This is a genomic window from Phyllobacterium sp. UNC302MFCol5.2 (assembly GCF_000686005.1).
GTDB classification, from domain to species: Bacteria; Pseudomonadota; Alphaproteobacteria; order Rhizobiales; family Rhizobiaceae; genus Phyllobacterium; species Phyllobacterium pellucidum.
Map to the genome: position 1 here is coordinate 93,349 of NZ_JMLL01000011.1, position 16,158 is coordinate 109,506.

Annotated in this window: 15 protein-coding genes; 2 read left to right on the forward strand and 13 right to left on the reverse strand. The window is 59.5% G+C overall.

The window, feature by feature from the left end; all coding sequences use genetic code 11:
- Positions 1–122: 122 nt before the first annotated feature.
- The 13 genes from BR48_RS0111735 to BR48_RS0111795 all read right to left on the reverse strand — a co-directional run bounded on the left by BR48_RS0111735 (position 123) and on the right by BR48_RS0111795 (position 14,704).
- Positions 123–1,442 carry a peptidoglycan DD-metalloendopeptidase family protein gene (locus tag BR48_RS0111735; protein ID WP_027231472.1) on the reverse strand — a complete coding sequence of 440 codons (1,320 nt, stop codon included), beginning with the start codon at positions 1,440–1,442 and terminating at the stop codon, positions 123–125.
- Between the two features lie 192 nt (positions 1,443–1,634).
- Positions 1,635–2,288 carry a protein-L-isoaspartate(D-aspartate) O-methyltransferase gene (locus BR48_RS0111740; protein WP_027231473.1) on the reverse strand — a complete coding sequence of 218 codons (654 nt, stop codon included), beginning with the start codon at positions 2,286–2,288 and terminating at the stop codon, positions 1,635–1,637.
- Positions 2,285–3,043, reverse strand: a complete 759-nt coding sequence (surE, locus tag BR48_RS0111745) for a 5'/3'-nucleotidase SurE (protein WP_027231474.1) — start codon at positions 3,041–3,043, stop codon at positions 2,285–2,287. Before surE ends, BR48_RS0111740 begins: the two co-directional genes overlap by 4 nt.
- Before the next feature lie 17 nt (positions 3,044–3,060).
- Entirely contained in the window at positions 3,061–4,344 is a 1,284-nt protein-coding gene (serS, locus tag BR48_RS0111750; RefSeq protein ID WP_027231475.1) for a serine--tRNA ligase, read from the reverse strand.
- Positions 4,345–4,408: 64 nt separating this feature from the next.
- The gene (gene tatC / locus BR48_RS0111755; protein WP_027231476.1) at positions 4,409–5,233 is read right to left on the reverse strand and encodes a twin-arginine translocase subunit TatC; all 825 of its coding nucleotides are present in this window, start codon (positions 5,231–5,233) and stop codon (positions 4,409–4,411) included.
- A complete protein-coding gene (tatB, locus tag BR48_RS0111760) occupies positions 5,230–5,847 on the reverse strand; it encodes a Sec-independent protein translocase protein TatB (protein WP_027231477.1) in 618 nt (205 codons plus the stop codon). Before tatB ends, tatC begins: the two co-directional genes overlap by 4 nt.
- A gap of 58 nt (positions 5,848–5,905) precedes the next feature.
- On the reverse strand, positions 5,906–6,133 hold the full coding sequence (locus tag BR48_RS0111765; protein ID WP_027231478.1) for a twin-arginine translocase TatA/TatE family subunit: 228 nt from the start codon (positions 6,131–6,133) through the stop codon (positions 5,906–5,908).
- Between the two features lie 185 nt (positions 6,134–6,318).
- Entirely contained in the window at positions 6,319–7,002 is a 684-nt protein-coding gene (gene scpB / locus BR48_RS0111770) for an SMC-Scp complex subunit ScpB (RefSeq protein WP_228019427.1), read from the reverse strand.
- 34 nt (positions 7,003–7,036) lie between these two features.
- Positions 7,037–7,900, reverse strand: a complete 864-nt coding sequence (locus BR48_RS0111775; protein ID WP_036814304.1) for a ScpA family protein — start codon at positions 7,898–7,900, stop codon at positions 7,037–7,039.
- A 15-nt stretch (positions 7,901–7,915) separates the two neighbouring features.
- Complete coding sequence (nagZ, locus tag BR48_RS0111780) at positions 7,916–8,935, reverse strand: beta-N-acetylhexosaminidase (protein ID WP_027231481.1); 1,020 nt, start codon at positions 8,933–8,935, stop codon at positions 7,916–7,918.
- Positions 8,936–9,011: 76 nt separating this feature from the next.
- Positions 9,012–11,546, reverse strand: a complete 2,535-nt coding sequence (locus BR48_RS25495; protein ID WP_027231482.1) for an SPOR domain-containing protein — start codon at positions 11,544–11,546, stop codon at positions 9,012–9,014.
- A gap of 128 nt (positions 11,547–11,674) precedes the next feature.
- Positions 11,675–13,432, reverse strand: coding sequence for an arginine--tRNA ligase (argS, locus tag BR48_RS0111790; protein ID WP_027231483.1), 1,758 nt, complete (start codon positions 13,430–13,432; stop codon positions 11,675–11,677).
- 63 nt (positions 13,433–13,495) lie between these two features.
- Positions 13,496–14,704 carry a deoxyguanosinetriphosphate triphosphohydrolase gene (locus BR48_RS0111795; RefSeq protein WP_027231484.1) on the reverse strand — a complete coding sequence of 403 codons (1,209 nt, stop codon included), beginning with the start codon at positions 14,702–14,704 and terminating at the stop codon, positions 13,496–13,498.
- 168 nt (positions 14,705–14,872) lie between these two features.
- On the opposite strand from BR48_RS0111795, the gene erpA reads away from it, so the two are divergent.
- A complete protein-coding gene (gene erpA, locus BR48_RS0111800; RefSeq protein WP_027231485.1) occupies positions 14,873–15,208 on the forward strand; it encodes an iron-sulfur cluster insertion protein ErpA in 336 nt (111 codons plus the stop codon).
- A gap of 40 nt (positions 15,209–15,248) precedes the next feature.
- Entirely contained in the window at positions 15,249–16,028 is a 780-nt protein-coding gene (gene xth / locus BR48_RS0111805; RefSeq protein ID WP_036814313.1) for an exodeoxyribonuclease III, read from the forward strand.
- The last annotated feature ends 130 nt before the right edge of the window (positions 16,029–16,158 follow it).

A 16,158-nucleotide genomic window follows, 5' to 3' on the forward strand; every position in this document is an offset into this window, starting at 1 on the left:
TACTTGCAAGCATTGAATGCTAGCAAAATCGTCAATCTAAAATGCAAAACCCCCGAAGGTTGATATCCAACTTTCGGGGGCCAAATTACATAAAGGCTTCTGAGCTCTCGGTCGAAGCCTGATCAGGATTCGAGATATTTCGACGGATCAACCGGCGTCGAGTTCTTGCGCACCTCGAAGTGCAATTTCGGCTGTGTGGCGTTGCCGGTCATGCCCGACTTGCCGAGTTCCTCGCCGCGCTTGACCTTCTGTCCGCGCTGGACATTGAGCTTGCTGGCATTGCCGTAGACGGTGACAAGGCCGTTGTCGTGGCGCACGAGCACGGTATTGCCGAACTCCTTCAAGCCGTCGCCCGAGTAGATGACGACGCCGTTCTCGGCAGCCTTGATCGGCGTACCTTCGGGCACCGAGATATCGATGCCATCGCTACCCTTGCCGTAATTGGCGACGACACGTCCACGCACCGGCCAGCGCATGCCGGTGACGCCGGTCGCCGATGGTGCTGCGGCCACGTCCTTCTCCGCATCGTCGATGACCTTCTCGCTCGCCTGCGGCGGCGTATACGGCTTGGCCTGGCCGTCAGGCTGGGCATTGGCCGGAGTTGCTGCAGTCGGCGCGGCGTTGGCGACAACCTTGGGCTGTTCGGCGGGCGGCGTCGATGCGGTCTTGACCTGGTCGACCGCGCCCTTCGACTTCATGTTATTGGCGACATTCTGCGCAAGCGAACCGCTCGAAGGCGGAATGATCAGCGACTGGCCGATACGGACGGTACCGTCGGTCATATTGTTGGCCTGCTTGATGGCCTCGACATTGGCGCCGGTCTTGCGCGAGATCGCATGCAGCGTATCGCCGCTCTGCACCGTATAGGCACCGTTGTTATTAGCCGGCGTCTTTGCAGACGTAGAAGCGTTGGGCTGCGTTGCCTTTACCTGCGGCGCTTGCGGCATTACGGCGACGTTATTGGCAGAATTGTGGGCTGGCTGGGCAGGCATGCGTGCTTCACGTCCGTCGGGGGTCTTCAAAGTGTTTGTGCTGGAGCCAAGCGGTGCCGCCCGCATGGGCTGGACCGGTTCGGCCGATGCCATCTGCTGGCTGCGCGCCGGAGCGCTGGCAACCGGAGCAAGCGCAGGACGCGAGGGCTGCGACGATACGGGCGGCAAGGCCGACGCACTGGCTGCGCCAACTGGCGGCAGGTTGCCGCGCTGAACTTTTCCGCTGCCGACCGAAGCGGTCTGCGTCGAATCGACCGGCGGCGTATAGAGCTGCGGGCCGTTGTTCTGCGCCATGACGGAGCGCTGGTTATCGCTGTAGCCGGAGCTGAAATCGGCGCTGGTGAAGCGCTGCACGCCTGAGCTGCAACCTGCAGCCAATCCAGCAACCGTAAGAATAGCGGCATTTAGAGCCAGCCGCCGTGACGCTTTGTCTAATGTACTCAAACGCATCGCATGTCCCGCCCGTACTCAATACAAGTTTATTGACGCCATTAGATCGCGTTAATGTTACCCGACGGTTAAAGTGCTTATAAAATTTGCGAAAAATTCACCAAACCCGTAAAGGGTTGCCGTTCGTCGGCTTAGAGATAGCCGCGCGAAGCGCTACGAGCGGCGCCGAGTTGACGAAGTTGATGACGTAGATCAGAGCGCGGCCGATAGGCCTTCGAGAAGCGGCAGGAAACGCACCGGCATCATGTCCTGGCGCTCGAAACGGCTGCCGATCTTCGAAAGGCGGGCCATGACCTGCCTACCCTCAAGCGCGCCGATCGGCGCGATCATCACGCCGTTCGACGACAAGAGGTCGACGAACTGGCGCGGCAGGCTCTCGAACGAGCCCCAGACAATGATCCGGTCAAACGGGCCGTCATTGGCAAGGCCATGCCTGCCGTCGGCATGTTTGACGAAGGTGTTCTCGATCTTCAGCGCTTGCAGCCGTTGTTGGGCAAGCTCGGCAAGCGTTTTGTAGCGCTCCAGCGACAGGACACGGCCCGCAAGACGCGCCATGACGGCGGCTGTGAAGCCAGTACCGGTACCAACCTCCAGCACGCGGTGCGTCGGCTCGAGATCGAGCGACTTGATGAGCTGCGCCTGCAGGTCGAGCCCTTCCATGAACTCGCCGCACTCGATTGGCAGCATCCCCTGCCCATAGGCCAGAGTACCAAGATTGCCATTGACGAACGCCATGCGCGGCGTCGCCTCGAAGGCACCGAGCAGGCGTTGGTCGGTATTGCCGAGCGAGCGCATGCGCAAAACGAACGCGGCAAACCCCTCCCGTTCGGACAATGCAGGCTTCATGCGAAGGCATCCTCCAGCGCCGCACGCGTTTCGTGCGCGGTGAGGTCGAGTTGGAGGGGCGTTATCGAGATGAAATTCTTGCGGATCGCCGCGACATCGCTGTTTTCCGCCGGCACATCCTTGCCCCGCCCGTAGCGCAGCCAGTAGTAGGGCAGACCACGGCCGTCATGACGCTCTTCGATGGCGAGGCCATGGGAAAGCTTGCCCTGCACGGTCACTCGCGTCCCTGCGACAGCGCCGGCGTTGCAGTTCGGGAAATTGAGATTGATAAGGACGCCCTTCGGCAATTCGACGCCGAGCAACTTTTTCAATAGGTCCGGCGCATGCGCCGCCACGACGTCCCAGGGCAGCACCCGGGCGTCGCCCTCAAGGCCATATTCCTGCGACAGCGCAATCGACCTGATGCCGAGCAGCGTGCCTTCGATGGCACCGGCGATGGTTCCCGAATAGGTGACGTCATCGGCGGTATTCGATCCCGCGTTGACACCCGAGAGGATAAGGTCAGGCGGCTCGGGCATCAGATGCTTCACGCCCATGATCACACAATCCGTCGGCGTGCCGCGCAGTGCAAAGTGCCGCTCGTCGATCCTGCGCAAGCGCAGCGGATTGGAAAGCGTCAGCGAGTGCGCAAGACCGCTCTGGTCGGTTTCCGGCGCGATTACCCAGATATCGTCCGAGAGGCTTCGGGCAATGCGTTCGAGCACACTCAGACCTTCCGCATGAATTCCATCATCGTTGGTCAGAAGTATGCGCATTGCCCTATCCTTGCCTGTTAAACGGCTCTTTCGATTCGTGTCAGCCCACCCATATAGGGCACGAGTGCTTGAGGAACCGTAACGCTGCCGTCCTCATTCTGGTAATTTTCGACAACCGCGATCAGCGCGCGACCGACCGCGACACCGGAGCCATTCAGAGTGTGGACGAAGCGCGTCGACTTCTCCCCTTCCGGCCGGTAGCGCGCATTCATGCGACGGGCCTGGAAATCGCCGCAGACCGAGCAGCTCGAAATCTCGCGGTAGCTCTTCTGCCCCGGCAGCCAGACCTCGATGTCATAGGTCTTCTGCGCGCCAAAGCCCATGTCTCCCGTGCACAGCGTCACGGTGCGGAACGACAGATCGAGACGCTTCAGAACCTCCTCGGCGCAGGATGTCATGCGTTCATGTTCCTCGAACGAACGATCCGCATCGGTGATCGACACCAACTCGACCTTCATGAACTGGTGCTGGCGCAGCATGCCCCGGGTATCTCGCCCGGCCGAACCGGCTTCCGAACGGAAGCATGCGGTCAGTGCGGTCATGCGCAGCGGCAGGTCGCGGATGTCGAGGATTTCCTCGCGTACGAGATTTGTCAGCGGCACTTCGGCGGTCGGGATGAGGTAACGGCCTTCGGTCGTCTGGAACAAATCCTCGGCAAATTTCGGCAATTGGCCCGTCCCGTACAGAACCTCGTCATTGACGAGGAGCGGCGGGCTCACTTCCATGTAACCATGCTCTTGCGTGTGCAGGTCCAGCATGAACTGTCCGAGTGCCCGCTCGAGCCGTGCAAGCTGGCTCTTCAGCACCGTGAAGCGGCTGCCGGAAAGCCGTGCGGCGCGTTCGAAATCCATGTAACCGAGCTGTTCGCCGATCTCGAAATGCTCCTTCGGCTCGAAGGCGAAGTTCTTAAGCTGCCCGATGCGGTGCACCTCGACATTGTCGGACTCGTCCTTGCCGACCGGCACGCTTTCGAGCGGAATATTAGGAAGTACTGAGAGCGCATCGGTCAGGGCACGGTCGAGCTGACGCTCTTCCTCTTCGGCCGACTGCAGGAACAGCTTGATGTCGGCGACCTCGGCCTTCAGCCGATCCGCAGTCGCCTGGTCCTTGGCGCCCATGGCCTTGCCAATTTCCTTGGACGCGGCGTTGCGGCGCTCCTGCGCCTCCTGCAATTTGCCGATATGCTGACGGCGCTTCTCATCGAGCTCGATCAGGCGGGGCGAAGCCGGCTCGTTGCCTCGTTTGGCCAGAGCTGCGTCAAGCGCTTGCGGATTCTCGCGGATCCATTTGATGTCGAGCATGGGAGTAAAGCCGTCTTGGATGCGTGGTAAAATGGGCCCGAAGACCCGGCGAAATCGGAAAGTGTCAGGAGGAGACTTCGCTTGAGCCCGACTGCGCTTCGGCTTCGGCCGCTGCACGCTTCTTCTCGACCAGACGCACCATCCAGATGGAAATCTCGTAGAGAATGATCGTCGGGAGCGCAAGACCGATCTGGCTGACCGGATCCGGTGGCGTAATCACGGCGGCAACGATGAAGGCGATGACGATGGCGTATTTGCGCTTCGACTTCATGCCGTCATAGCCAACGAGACCGACGCGGGCCAGCAACGTCGCAACGACCGGAAGCTGGAACACCAGGCCGAACGCAAAAATCAGCGTCATGATCAGGCTGAGATACTCGGAAACCTTGGGCAGGAGGGAGATCTGCACTTCTCCAGCGACGCCTTGTTGCTGCATGGCGAGGAAGAACCACATCACCATCGGTGTGAAGAAGAAATAAACGAGGGCCCCGCCCATGAGGAAGAGGATCGGTGACGCAACGAGAAACGGCAGGAATGCCATGCGCTCATTGCGGTAGAGGCCAGGCGCGACGAATTTGTAGATCTGCGAGGCGATTACCGGGAAGGCCAAGACGATGCCACCGAACATGGCGATCTTCACCTGCGTGAAGAAAAATTCCTGCGGCGCGGTATAAATCAGCTGAGCCTTGGCCGGATCGAAACCCGCCCAGCCCACGGCCCATTGATAGGGAATAACGAGAAGATTGAAGAGCTGCTTGCCATAGTGGAAACAGCCGAGGAATGCGACGAAGAACGCAACGAGCGCCCAGATCAGACGCCGGCGCAATTCAATGAGGTGCTCGATCAGAGGCGCTGAGCTCTTGTCGATTTCGTCGTCGGTCTTGTTCAAGATTGTTTCCCCGTATCGCCAGTCTTGGCGCGCGGCTTGGCCGTTGTCTTTGCGGGCGCCTTTGCAGCCTTGGCTACCGGAGCCTTGGAAGCGGCGGTCTTGGCAGATGCGGCCTTCACTTCGGTTGCCTTGGGCGCCGCCGGCTTTGACTTCCGCACAGCCGGTTTCTTTGCCGGCGCTTCAGTCTTGGGCTCGGCGACAGTCGAGGCGGCGGCCTGCGTCGCTGCCGGCAATGGTTCCATCACCTGCGGCTGGAGCTGAGCTGCGCCGGGCGCGCTCGGATCGGGAATGGCAACGTTATCCTTGGCTGATGCAGCTACGTCCTTGAGACTTGAGCGAATATCCTCGCCCATCGTCCTTACCGGATCGAAGACCTTGCGGATATCGCTGCGCGGATCGAGGCTTTTCGCGTCGTTGATGATGTCGCGGACATCCTCAAGCTCCGCCTCCTTGAGCGCCTCGTCGAACTGGCGGCGGAATTCTCCAGCCGTTGCGCGAAATTTCGCTGTCGCCTTGCCAAAGGCGCGTATCATCTTCGGCAAATCCTTCGGACCGACCACCACGATCAGGACGATCACGATAACCAGGATTTCCGACCAACCGACTTCAAACATTCAACATGCTCCAGCGCGGCAAATCCGCCGCGCCCATGACGAGGCTAATCATTGCCAATCAAGACTTGGTCGTCTTTTCCTTGACCGAGTTCACCGGCTGGCCAGTCTGGTTGTCGATCGTCTTCGAGCCGTCGGCAGTAGCTTCGTCTTCATCGCTCATGCCGCTCTTGAAGTTCTTGATGCCCTTGGCAACATCGCCCATCAGTTCCGGAATTTTGCCGCGACCGAACAGAAGAAGCACGACTGCAAGCACGATAAGCCAGTGCCAAATTGAAAAACTACCCATAATTTCCTCACATTCGCCCAATGGTTCGGGCTGATCTATGCCTTTTCCCCGTGCTTTTCAAACACTAGAGCTGCTTGCTCTTTCACATTCATGTAAGCGACGCGCAAGGCCCAAGTTTAAAACCCGCACAAAATCTTGCGTGACGGGTTGTTTAGGCCACATTATCCTTAAGTCCAAAGCTTGTCTCAATCATGTTCGACGCGCGGCGTCAAAAGACCAAGCTCCTCAAGATCGATGTCCGTCAGCGGATCCTCATCCTCGGTCAGCTCATCCGGATCATTGGTCGGAACGGGCACGGCGAAATTTGCCGGCATGCGCGCCGACAACAAGCCTGCCCCGCGCAGTTCATCGATGCCCGGCAGATCGCGCACCTCTTGCAGGCCGAAATGATCAAGGAATGACGCCGTAGTGCCATAGGTGATCGGCCGCCCCGGCGTGCGTCTGCGGCCGCGGAATTTTATCCAACCTGTTTCCATGAGAACGTCGAGCGTTCCCTTCGACGTTTCAACGCCGCGAATGTCTTCGAGCTCCGCTCGCGTCACCGGCTGGTGGTAGGCAATAATAGCCAAGACTTCGAGCGCCGCCCGCGACAGCTTTTTCTGCTGCACCGCCTCGCGGTTCATCAGGAAAGCGAGATCCGCCGCTGTCCGAAACGCCCAGGCGCCGCCGACCTGACGCAGGTTGATACCGCGCTTTGCGTAGAACTCCTGAAGCTCGCCGAGGAGCGCTGGAACATCGGCGCCGGACGGAAGGCGCTCCTGCAACGCCTTCTCGGTCACGGGTTCAGCGGACGCAAACAGGATCGCTTCCACCATGCGCAGCGCCTCGGAAACCCCGATCCGCGCGGTCCAGCTCGCGCCCGGTTCCATGATTTCGTCGTCTTCCAGCGTATCGTGAATGTTGTCAGCCATTGACCACATCCTCCATCGGCTCGAAATAAGGCTCGCTCGCCTTCGTCTGCCGATTGCGCAGATAGATCGGATTGAAGGCGCCCGTCTGGCGAATTTCGAGCTGGCCTTCGCGCACCATTTCAAGGCTTGCCGCAAAGGAACTCGCGATTGCGGTTGCTCGTTCTGCCGGCGAGACGATAAATTCCAGGAGATATTGGTCGAGAGCGGTCCAGTCCTTCATTTCGCCGACAAGGCGCATGAGGATTTCTCGGGCATCCTTCAGCGACCAGACACTGCGCCGGGCGATCTGCACCTGCGACACTGCCTGCTTCTGCCGCTGCGAGGCGTAGGCCGTCAAAAGCTCGTAGAGCGTCGCGGCATAAGTGTTGGTCTGGTCGACTATGACCGCCTCAGGCATGCCGCGCGCAAAGATATCGCGCCCGAGCCGCGGGCGATTGACGAGCTTCATCGCCGCATCGCGCATCGCTTCGAGGCGCTTCAGCCGGAACTGCAGGGTTGCAGCCAGTTCCTCGCCGCTTTCGCCGTCATCGCCCGGCGACTTGGGGATCAGCAGCTTGGATTTCAGATAGGCAAGCCAGGCGGCCATGACGAGATAATCGGCCGCAAGCTCAAGCCGCAAAGCCTGCGCCTGGCGAATGAAGACGAGATATTGTTCGACGAGTGCGAGCACGGAAATGCGCGCAAGATCGACGCGCTGGTTGCGCGCCAGGTGCAGCAACAGATCAAGCGGCCCTTCGAAGCCCTTGATATCAATGACAAGCAAAGGTTCACTAACGCCGCGATCGGACGGACTTTCCCAAAGCGCCTCCATGGGCGCTCCGTTATTGCCGCTTAGCTTCTGTTCCGTCGCTGCCAAAAGTCTCTCACGCTTCTATGCCACCGCCTCGAAATAGCGCTGGAATTCTTCCCGGAGTTCCTCCTCATTCGAGGTATCCGGCTGCTTCCTGTATTCAATTGCCCGCTTTGCGCGCTCGAATGCCTTGCCTTCGAGCTCCGGCGTACACGATGCAACTGCCCGCATCTGATCCATGATGCCATGGCAATGAAGCACGATATCGAGTCCGGCGGCAAAGATTGCTTTGGTGCGATCGAAATAATCCCCAGAAAGTGCGTTCATGGAGATGTCGTCGCTCATCAGCAGCCCGTCGAAGCCAATATGGCCACGTATAACCTCTTCGACAACCTTTCCCGAGGTCGTCGCCGGATTCTTCGGGTCTATGGCGGAGAAGATCACATGCGCGCTCATCGCCATCGGCAAATCCGCAAGAGCGCGGAACGGGGCGAAATCATGCTCGGCCAACGCATCGAATGGTGTCGTTACTGTCGGCAGCTCATGATGCGTATCGGCAAACGCGCGGCCGTGGCCCGGCATGTGCTTCATAACCGGCAACATGCCGCCGGCGATCAGTCCGTCCGCTGCGGCGCGGCCCATTGCCGTGACGATCTCAGGCTCCTTGCCATAGGCACGGCTGCCGATGACCTCGTTTGCGCCCTCGACCGGAACATCGAGTACAGGCAGGCAGTCAACATCGATCCCGCGTTTCAGAAGGTCGAAGGCGTGCAGGCGTGACAAAAGCCAGGCAGCGCGCAGCCCCTCTTCCTCATTCTCGCGATAAAGCGCTCCGAGAGCCGAACCGGAAGGATAGTTGGGCGCCAGCGGTGGACGCAGGCGCTGCACGCGCCCGCCCTCCTGATCAATCAGCACGAGCGCATCCTCGCGATCGACGAGATCGCGCAAGTGCGCGCACAGATCCTCGATCTGCGCCGGTTCGCTGACGTTGCGGGCGAAGAGAATAAAACCCCACGGGCGTTCGTCGCGGAAAAACGCAATTTCGTCTGGGGTCAGTTTCAAACCGGCAGTGCCGGCAATCCATGCTTTTGATTCGCTCATGCGAGAAGTCTACTTCCTCAATCCAAAAAAGGAAAAGGCGGCCGGAGCCGCCTTGTCTCATTCGTTGTAGTGCCGATCACTGCGTGACGAAGCAACTGCCACCGGCAGACTTGTATTTCGTGCACAGATTGATCGCGTCAGCCTTGGATCCTGCCGGGATGCGTACCCGGAAGAACGTGCCCTTGCCGGCAATCTCGGCCTGTTTGATATCAACGCCGCGACCGCCGATCACACCCGCATATTTCTGCGAGAGCGATGCGTAGGTCTTCTGCGCGCCCTCGACGTTTGGCTGCGATGCGATCTGGATCAGGTAGCTGCCCGCTGCCGGGGCAGCAGAGGCGACCTGCTGTCCTGCGGCATTCTTTGGTGGCACGCGGTCGACGATGTCGACCGGCTGATCGGCGGGGCGATCGACAACCGGTGCATTCCGAGGCGCCGCCGATACGGAGGCGACCGTTTCCTGCGTGATCTTCTTGGTCTCAACCGCCTTCGGCGCAACTTTTGCGGCGACGGGTGCCTTGGCGGGCTTTGCCGGCTCCGATGCAGCGGCCTGCGCCGGGGCGGCAGGTGCATCATTGCTCTCGACCAGATCGCCAATGGCATCGTCACCCGAGGTATCGGCCATCTGCGACGCGGTCGGAGCGTCGTTCGCTACAGCTGCAGCCGCCGGACGATCGACCGGGGCAGCGGCTGGACCGCTGCTGAGCGCCTGATCATTCTGCGGGATGGATGCAACCATCGTTCCGTCCGGCTTGACGACCATGGTCTGGACCTTGCGCGGCGCCAGCGAATTCGTATTGGCCGCCGGCTGCTGATCGTTGGCGGCGGTATCCTGCTCGGCCGGATCGACCCGTGCATCGACCTTGTCGGTCGCCGGGTCCTCGGCATCTTCATCGGCGGCCAGATCGACCGGATCTTCACGCGTGGTCACGAGCTGATCCTGCTTCGGCGCCGTCGGTGCAGCCGTTGCATCCTTGTCGTAGACTGCCTTGTCCTGATTGGGCACGATTGCCGTACTGGTCGTCTCGGGTTGAACCTTGATCGGCGTCTTGTCGGCCATGATCACGACCGGGTCACCGCCCGCACCGCCGGTCCATTTATAGGCAACGGCGCCCGCGACGGCGACGAGCACCACGGCAGCGGCCACACCCGGCACAAACAGGCTGCTGCGGCGCTTCGCCTGCTTTTCGCCGTAAGGCGTTGCGGCGATATCGACATTGTCGCGGCGCGGATCGTAGCCGAAGTCATTGTCGTCCTCGGGACCATAGGCCGGCGTTTGATGCTGGCGGGCACCGGCGGCTGCCGCACCCATGGCGGCGACACCAGCGGCGGCCGCATAACCAGCCGCACTATACTGGCCCTGCTCCGCCTTGTTGCCAAACACATCGGCAAAGATGTCGGCATATTCGTCTTCTTCGGGCTCGGCTTTCGCCGCAGGTTCCTCAGCGACAGACTGGCTCGAACGCACCTCTTCGGCCTCGATCGATCCGAAAACTTCGGCAAATTCACTCTCGAGCTCGCCGAGCGCATGATGTTCGGGAGCATCGTCCTCGTAGTGCACTTCCGGCAGGTCGAGCGCTTCGGTGAAATCGACGCGATTTTCCGTTACCGAGATCGTGTCGACGTCAGGGGCGGCATCGATCGCCGATGCGGCCCGGTCGAGTTCATCGGCGTAGTCATGCAGATCGTGAACTTCGGGAAGCTTCGGAGCGCTCGCGACCGGCATCGCTACCGGAACTTCGATCTGCTCGCGGACGGGTGCCACTTCTGCAGACGGCTCGACAGCCTGATAGAGCGGGAATACGGGCTGGCTCTCGGCAACTTCTTCCTCGGCTTCGGCCGAAACGTCGAAATCGTCGAACGCCGCCATCAATGCCTCAGAGTCGAACTCGTCCTCAGCGGCTTGGGGCTGCTCCTCGGTGGCTTCGTAGCTCTGCTGTGTCGGTTCCTGCGCGCTGTAGGCGACCGGTTCGGGCGCACTGTAAACGGCAGGCTCCGGCGCTGGCTGGAGAGCGGCCGGCTGCTGATAGGACATCGCCCGCGCAATCGACGGGGCGGGATGTTCCGCACGGCCGGTCATCTGCGCTTGCGATCCATAACCCCAGGAGGCAGTTGCCGAACGCTGCACAACGGGCTGCGGCGATCCAGCGAGAAGGTTCTCAAGTTCGTCTTCGAGGCTCATCGATGGCGCATCGACCACCGAACGGCCCTCACCTGCCTCATTGTCCGCATAAGAAAGGTCGGGCTCGTAATCGGCATAATCCGGTTCGGCATAGGCCGCGAGGGATCCTGACGCCGCTTCATGATGGCCGTAATTCGGATCGCTCGCGAGTTCGCGCTCGATGGCTTCCTGAAAATTGTCGACCGCATGGCGATCGTCATCCGCCAGTTGCTGGTGATCAGGAACTTTTGCGGCGGACTGCACGGGCGCAGGCTCGTCGAAGCCTCCCATGAGTTCGCGTTCGAGATCCAAGGCAAAGGCGTCGTTCGACGCGGCATCATGCCCTTCATCGGGCGTTCCCATGATGCGGGAAAGCTCCATCAAAGGATCGTCATTGCCGAATCGCGAATCGTCCTGCCGGTGAGAACGCTGAATAATATTGTCCGCCATAGCGTTAATCCTGTACTCAACTGTGGGACGTCCGCAAACGTCTCGCATTGGCCTTACCAGCGCAATGTGGGCAAAAGTTGTCAGAATTGCTACGCTTTTCGGCGGTTTATACCGTGTTATACCCGCTTTTAGCGCATTTCGGTCGGAGCGTCCGCACCTATTATTGTCAATCCGGACGCCAAGACTTTCGAAACAACCTGAACCAGCCCTAGCCTGGCTTCTGACAAGTTTGGATCGTTAACCTTAATAAAACGTAAGTCCGGATTTTCCGTGCCTCTGTTCCACTGCGTATGCAGCGCGCTGGCAAGGTCATAAAGGTAGAATGCGAGCCGGTGCGGCTCCTGATGGAGCGCCGCTGTCTCGATCAGCCGGGGATATTCGGCCAGCTTGCGGATGAGCGCGATTTCGCTCTCGTCGGTCAGCAAACCGAAGTGCTGTGCACTGCCCGCAAATGCTTCTTCGCCAATATTCATCTGCTCCATCGCCTGCCGGAAAACCGAGTGGCAGCGGGCCGAGGCGTACTGGACGTAGAACACCGGGTTGTCCTTCGAATGCTCTGTCACCTTGGCAAAATCGAAGTCGAGCGACGCATCGTTCTTCCGGTAAAGCATCATGAAGCGGACGGGATCGCGTCCCACCTCCTCCACAACATCCCGCAGCGTCACGAACTCGCCGGAACGCTTGGACATGCGAACAGGTTCGCCATCGCGAAAGAGCTTTACCAACTGGCAGATGAGCACCGTAAGCTTGGCCGTGCCGCCCGAAACCGCGCGCGCCAGCGACTCGAGCCGCTTGATATAGCCGCCATGATCGGCGCCCAGCACATAGATCATCTCGTCGAAATGACGGTCATACTTGTCCTTGAAGTAAGCGACATCGGCGGCGAAGTAAGTGAACTGCCCGTCAGACTTTACCAGCGGCCGGTCGATGTCATCGCCGACATCGGTCGAACGGAACAGAGTCTGCTCACGATCTTCCCAATCTTCCGGAAGCTGGCCCTTCGGCGGCGGTAGTTTGCCCTTGTAGACATGACCCTTCAACGTCAGGTCGTTGATCGCCGACCGGATCAGCTTCGCATTGTTCGCATGCAGCGTCCGCTCCGAGAAGAACACGTCGTGATGCACATTCAGCGACGCAAGATCATCGCGGATCATCGCCATCATGGCATCGATCGTCCGGTTCTTGACGATGGCCAAGGCCTCTTCTTCCGGCATTTCCAGGAGTTTGGTGCCGAAATCGCTGGCCAGCGCCTGGCCGACGGGAACGAGATAATCGCCCGGATAGAGCCCGGCGGGAATTTCGCCGATCTGCTCGCCAAGCGCTTCGCGGTAGCGCAACATCACCGAGTTTGCCAGAACGTCGATCTGCGACCCGGCATCATTGACGTAATATTCCTTGGTGACGTCATAGCCAGCAAACTTGAGAAGATTCGCCAGGGTGTCACCGACGACGGCGCCGCGGCAGTGGCCGACATGCATCGGTCCGGTCGGATTGGCTGAAACATATTCGACGTTGACGCGGTGCCCGTAGCCAAGCTGCGAGCGCCCATAATTGAGGCCGGCGCCTTGCATGATCGCCAACTGCCGGTGCCAATAGGAGTCTTTCAATCGCAGGTTGATAAAGCCCGGCCCCGCGACATCGACGCTGCCCACATCGGGATCGCTCTTCAGCGCCTCGCCTATCCGCACGGCGAGTTCGCGCGGATTCTGCCCAACCGCCTTGGAAAGAACCATGGCGGCATTGGTCGCGATATCGCCGTGGCTCGGATCGCGCGGCGGCTCGACGCCCACGCGGGACAGGTCGATTTCGCTGCCTTGCGCAGTCTTGAGTTCAAGCGCTTGCAGGGCTTTTTTTATCCGCGCGTCGAAATCGGCGAAGATGTTCATGACGTCATACTCGTTTGGGTTTTAGCAGGGTCTAGCGGCTAGCTACCGCAATTTGCGCCCGCATTAAGCTAAATCGGGCGTATGGTCAAACAGGCGTCGGTGTTCTCGCACAGCATAGGTGTCGGTCATGCCCGCAAGAAAATCGGCGACGAGCCGGGCCCGCATCGTCGCATCCCCCTGTTCACCCTCCTCCCGCCAGCCCTCGGGCATCGATTGCGGGTCGTCGAGGTAGGCATCGAAAAGCTCGCGTACAATCCTATCCGCCGATCTGCGCACCCGCATGACGCTGTCGTGGAAGTAGAGATTTTTGTAGAGAAATGCCTTCAGCGATTTCTCCTCTTCCCGCATCGAAGCGGAGAAACCGACAATGGCACGACCCGCAGCATGAACATCGCCAATATTGCGCGGCCTGACGGCGTCAAGGTTTGCCTGTGCCGCCCGAATGACATCTTCAACCATGATCGTGATCTGACGTCGCACGATCTCGTGCGAGGTACGCACATCGTCAAGCGATGGGTATTTCTGCCGGACCGCCCGCAGGATGCCGCCGGTAATGGCGACATCTTCCAGGCTTTCAAGTGAAAGGAGGCCGGAACGCAACCCGTCATCGATGTCGTGGGCATTATAGGCGATATCATCGGCAATCGCCGCGCACTGCGCCTCAAGCGAAGCGTAGTTCGCAAGTTCGAGGTCGAACCTTGCATTGAACTCGACAATCGGAGCGGGGACAGGATGCTCGATCCCCTCGCCCTTTGCATTCGTCAGCGGCCCATTGTGCTTGACGAGCCCTTCAAGGGTTTCCCAGGTGAGGTTCAGCCCGTCGAAATCGGCATAGCGTTTTTCAAGGTTCGTCACGATCCGCAGTGATTGGGCATTGTGGTCGAAACCGCCAAAATCGCGCATCCTTTCGTTGAGCGCATCTTCGCCCGTGTGGCCGAACGGCGTGTGGCCAAAATCGTGGACCAGCGCGATCGCCTCGGCGAGATCCTCGTCGAGCCGCATCGAGCGCGCCAGCGCCCGCGCGATCTGCGCAACCTCTATCGTATGGGTCAGGCGCGTGCGGTAGTGGTCGCCCTCATGCGCGATGAACACCTGCGTCTTGTGCTTCAGCCGGCGAAAAGCTGTCGAGTGAATGATCCGGTCGCGATCGCGCTGAAAAACCGTCCGCGTCGGGCTTTCGCTTTCAGCTACCAGCCGTCCGCGGCTCTTTTCGGGGTCGCACGCATAGGGCGCCCTTTCCCTATAACCGAACCCGATACCCTGCATGGACATTCTCGAACTTCCCTCGCGCGCAGCTTCCAGTTGGCAGGAACCTGCGCGCCGTTGACTTCACAGTCGCCAATTCTTAGCTATGCTATATGATGAATGGCAAGGTGTGACATGATAATGTCGATCCGGCCAAACAGGGTGCGGAGTAATCCGCGAAGGAAGCTTGAGCGAATGACCGAAGCCGTAAACATTTCCGTATCCGATGCCGCTGCAAAGCGCATATCGGCTATCCTGAAATCCGATCCCGAGAAGACGGCGCTGCGTATCTCGGTCGAGGGTGGCGGCTGCTCCGGGTTCTCCTACAAATACGATCTGGTCGATGCCCAGGATGCAGACGATATCGTCATTGAAAAGCTCGGCGCGAAGGTGTTGATCGACGCGATTTCCCTGCCCTATATCGGCGGTTCTGAGATCGATTTCGTTGATGACCTCATGGGCCAGTCGTTCCAGATACGCAATCCAAACGCCACGGCGTCCTGCGGCTGCGGAACGAGCTTCGCAATCTGAACTCCCGTCATTGCCGCCGTCGCAACCCAGAGCGGATCTCATGAAAATCGTTACCTGGAACATCAACGGCGCCAAGGCGCGCATCGACGTCCTGACAACATGGCTGCAGGAATCCAATCCTGACATCGTCTGCCTGCAGGAAATCAAATCTGTCGATGATTCCTTTCCACGCTTCGAGATCGAAGCGCTCGGCTATCATGTCGAAACGCACGGCCAGAAGGGCTTCAACGGCGTCGCGATTCTCTCCAAGAAATCGCCAGATGAGGTGACGCGCGGACTTCCGGGTGATGACAGTGACGAACAGGCCCGGTTCATCGAGGCGGTGTTCTCGACCGAGCGAGGCGCGTTGCGCGTCGTGTCGCTTTATCTGCCGAACGGCAATCCCATCAACACCGAAAAATTCCCATACAAGCTGAACTGGATGGCGCGACTTGAACGCTGGGCCGAAGCGAGGCTGGCGCTCGAAGAGCCGCTGATCCTCGCTGGCGACTACAACGTCATCCCCGAACCCATTGATGCAAAAAACCCCGAAGTCTGGGTGAACGATGCGCTGTTCCAGCCGGAAACCCGTCAGGCATTCCGCCGCCTCGAAAACCTCGGATTTACGGATGCTGTTCGCAATGTCAGCGAAGAAGCGGGCATTTACACCTTCTGGGACTATCAGGCCGGGGCCTGGCAAAAAAATAACGGCATCCGCATCGATCACCTGATGCTGTCGCCGGAAGCAACCAATCTCCTCGAATCCGCAACCATCGAGAAGCATGTGCGTGCTTGGGAAAAGCCTTCCGACCACGTCCCCGTAGCGATTTCAATCGCCTAGCTTGATGTATTGATAACGAGACGGATAATATTTCTGAAACAAACCTGAAATATTTCTGAAACAATTTTTTTAGAAGCGTGCCGCATCACGCACGCCTCCAAGTCCACATAAACTATAGTCGCATTGACGC

What these genes read in the sequence shown, in the direction of transcription:
- BR48_RS0111735 (WP_027231472.1), bottom strand. Translation starts at nt 1,442, where the DNA reads ATGCGTTTGAGTACATTAGACAAAGCGTCACGGCGGCTGGCTCTAAAT.
- BR48_RS0111740 (WP_027231473.1), bottom strand. Translation starts at nt 2,288, where the DNA reads ATGAAGCCTGCATTGTCCGAACGGGAGGGGTTTGCCGCGTTCGTTTTG.
- surE (WP_027231474.1), bottom strand. Translation starts at nt 3,043, where the DNA reads ATGCGCATACTTCTGACCAACGATGATGGAATTCATGCGGAAGGTCTG.
- serS (WP_027231475.1), bottom strand. Translation starts at nt 4,344, where the DNA reads ATGCTCGACATCAAATGGATCCGCGAGAATCCGCAAGCGCTTGACGCA.
- tatB (WP_027231477.1), bottom strand. Translation starts at nt 5,847, where the DNA reads ATGTTTGAAGTCGGTTGGTCGGAAATCCTGGTTATCGTGATCGTCCTG.
- BR48_RS0111765 (WP_027231478.1), bottom strand. Translation starts at nt 6,133, where the DNA reads ATGGGTAGTTTTTCAATTTGGCACTGGCTTATCGTGCTTGCAGTCGTG.
- scpB (WP_228019427.1), bottom strand. Translation starts at nt 7,002, where the DNA reads ATGGAACCGGGCGCGAGCTGGACCGCGCGGATCGGGGTTTCCGAGGCG.
- nagZ (WP_027231481.1), bottom strand. Translation starts at nt 8,935, where the DNA reads ATGAGCGAATCAAAAGCATGGATTGCCGGCACTGCCGGTTTGAAACTG.
- BR48_RS25495 (WP_027231482.1), bottom strand. Translation starts at nt 11,546, where the DNA reads ATGGCGGACAATATTATTCAGCGTTCTCACCGGCAGGACGATTCGCGA.
- argS (WP_027231483.1), bottom strand. Translation starts at nt 13,432, where the DNA reads ATGAACATCTTCGCCGATTTCGACGCGCGGATAAAAAAAGCCCTGCAA.
- BR48_RS0111795 (WP_027231484.1), bottom strand. Translation starts at nt 14,704, where the DNA reads ATGTCCATGCAGGGTATCGGGTTCGGTTATAGGGAAAGGGCGCCCTAT.
- erpA (WP_027231485.1), top strand. Translation starts at nt 14,873, where the DNA reads ATGACCGAAGCCGTAAACATTTCCGTATCCGATGCCGCTGCAAAGCGC.
- xth (WP_036814313.1), top strand. Translation starts at nt 15,249, where the DNA reads ATGAAAATCGTTACCTGGAACATCAACGGCGCCAAGGCGCGCATCGAC.